The organism is Mesorhizobium sp. M1E.F.Ca.ET.041.01.1.1 (genome assembly GCF_003997355.1).
Taxonomy (GTDB): domain Bacteria; phylum Pseudomonadota; class Alphaproteobacteria; order Rhizobiales; family Rhizobiaceae; genus Mesorhizobium.
Genome location: NZ_RZSL01000746.1, coordinates 1 through 2,518, shown reverse-complemented (window position 1 = coordinate 2,518; position 2,518 = coordinate 1). Strand labels below are relative to the sequence as shown.

Annotated in this window: 1 protein-coding gene; it reads right to left on the bottom strand. The window is 59.5% G+C overall.

Annotated features, from left to right (window positions below; translation table 11 throughout):
* Positions 1-378: 378 nt before the first annotated feature.
* The gene (gene metK, locus EOA38_RS33495) at positions 379-1,680 is read right to left on the bottom strand and encodes a methionine adenosyltransferase (protein ID WP_127301246.1); all 1,302 of its coding nucleotides are present in this window, start codon (positions 1,678-1,680) and stop codon (positions 379-381) included.
* Positions 1,681-2,518: the final 838 nt, after the last annotated feature.

Here is a 2,518-nt window from a genome sequence, read left to right as displayed (position 1 = left end):
ATCTTATGCGGGCCAGTCGTCGCGCTGAATTCTGGGATGGCTCACTGCCGCCTTCAACAAGGAAGACCAGCGTCATCAACTCGATCAGAAGATCGTCGATCGCCGTCGAGACCAACTGAGAGCAGCCTCCGAACCGGCGGAGCAAAGTCCGAGCTTCCTCAACGGCGTTGGTGCCCCCGGCATCGATTAATGACTCGAGCTTGTTGAAGCAATCCAACGCCTGACAACTTCGTCAGTTCAATGGGCTATCGTACGGCAAGATATATCAGTCCCACCATCACCAAGGCCAGAGTAGAGCCGACACACCTCCTCACGAACACTTCCGACAGTTCGGATGCACCTTTGCGGGGTGGCTCTTCATTGTTCCGAATTTCCACCTCAACAACTTGCCGTCAGTTCGTCCTGGGGGCTTATCGAGGATCTCGTAGCCGCCATTAGGCGATCTGCAAGGTCGGTCTTCTCCCAGGAGAAGGAACCGTCCTGGCCTGCCTTACGGCCGAAATGGCCGTAGGACGAGGTCTTGGCGTAGATCGGTTTGTTGAGGTCGAGATGACGGCGGATGCCCGACGGGGACAGGTCCATCACCTTGCGCAGCGCCTCCTCGAGCCTGGCCTCGTCGACCTTACCGGTGCCATGCAGGTCGACATAGACCGACAGCGGCTGGGCGACGCCGATGGCGTAGGACAACTGGATGGTGCAGCGGTCGGCAAGCTTCGCCGCCACGACGTTCTTGGCAAGATAGCGCGCCGCATAGGCAGCCGAGCGGTCGACCTTGGTGGTGTCCTTGCCGGAGAAGGCACCGCCGCCATGGGGCGCGGCACCGCCATAGGTGTCGACGATGATCTTGCGACCGGTGAGGCCCGCGTCGCCGTCGGGTCCGCCGATGACGAACTTGCCGGTCGGGTTGATGTACCAGTTGCAGTCCTCGGCCACCTTGAGGTCGCCAAGGGCCTCGCGGATATAGGGCTCGACGACCTTGTGAACCTTCCTTGAATCCCAACTCGAATCGAGGTGCTGGGTGGAGAGCACGATCTGCGTGACTTCCGCTGCCTTGCCGTCGGCATAGCGCACGGTGACCTGGCTCTTGGCATCGGGGCCGAGCCTGCCGGCTTCACCGCTGTTCTCATGGCGCGCGGCGGCCAGGAGTTCGAGGATCTTGTGGCTGTAATAGATCGGCGCCGGCATCAGGTCGGGCGTCTCGCGGCAGGCGTAGCCGAACATGATGCCCTGGTCGCCGGCACCTTCCTCGCCCTGGCGGTCGGCGGCATTGTCGACGCCCTGGCCGATGTCAGGCGACTGGCCGTGCAGCAGCACGTCGATCTTGGCGGTCTTCCAGTGGAAGCCGGACTGCTCGTAGCCGATCTCGCGAATTGCCTTGCGGGCAACCGACTTGAACTTGGTCGGGTTGACGACAGGGTGGCCGGAAGCATCCTTCAGGATGTTGCCCGCCTTGTCCTTCTTCAAAAGCGTGTCGGGGACGCGGACCTCGCCGGCGATGACGACGCGGTTGGTGGTGGCCAGCGTTTCGCACGCAACGCGAACCTTCCACGGGTCCATGCCCGTCTTCTCGGCTTCTCGATAGACAAGATCCACGGTCTCGTCGGAGATACGGTCACAGACTTTGTCTGGATGGCCCTCGGAGACGGATTCCGAGGTGAAGAGATAATTCTGCCGCGTCACGGGTGTCCCCTCTTGAAAAGATCGGCAGGGTGCCGATTTGGCGCCACGTGTTAGCGGTGGCGGGCGGCCTCCGTCAAGCACTACCGACGTCGGAACCAGCCAATAGTCTATATTCACATCAGTTTTGTGACGAAATACCAATGCAAATTGCCACCCGCGCCCGGAGAATTGCCTATGTTAGTGTATATGCGGAGCATTTTATTCATGGAACGGCAACGTGCGATGCCGATAACGCTTGCATATTGGTCTTCATTTTTTCTCCTTTCCTAGAGCTCGAAATCACAGGATGAAGTAATAATGCACCGTAGCAGCGTGTGCCGCCGCACAACGAGATCATCAAAGGTCGTGCCAACTGCACAGGAAACCGCAAAACAGCGCTCATGCATTTTGTTTCAACGGCTTAGTGGTGAGCGGGGCTGCACATCGGGGCGAACAGCACAGTGTCACGAACTCGACAAAACCGACAAAGAATGACCAAAGATCGTTGTGGCCGTCTGGAAAGGATCGTATCCAGCTACACTGGAGACGCAGCAACGGTGCGATCACACTGGAGCAACGGCATCAGGAAACCGCCATCCTTGTACGCCCCGACACCCCTGGTCGCCATCGGTCGCATCGCGGGGGGCACTGTGGCCGAGAACCATTCATTGATCTGGGCGCTAAGGGTTCTGCCGGTGCGCTATTGCTCGTCGGTAGGGCTTCGGGCTGGCGAGTCTGCCAAGGCGAGCAACGACAGGCGATGCCGGCAGACATTACGTTGCGGCACTTGATATTGCAGTGCAGCAAGCGTAGAGCACCGCGCGCTTATCGGAGTGTCGTCCATGGCCCTTACCAATGC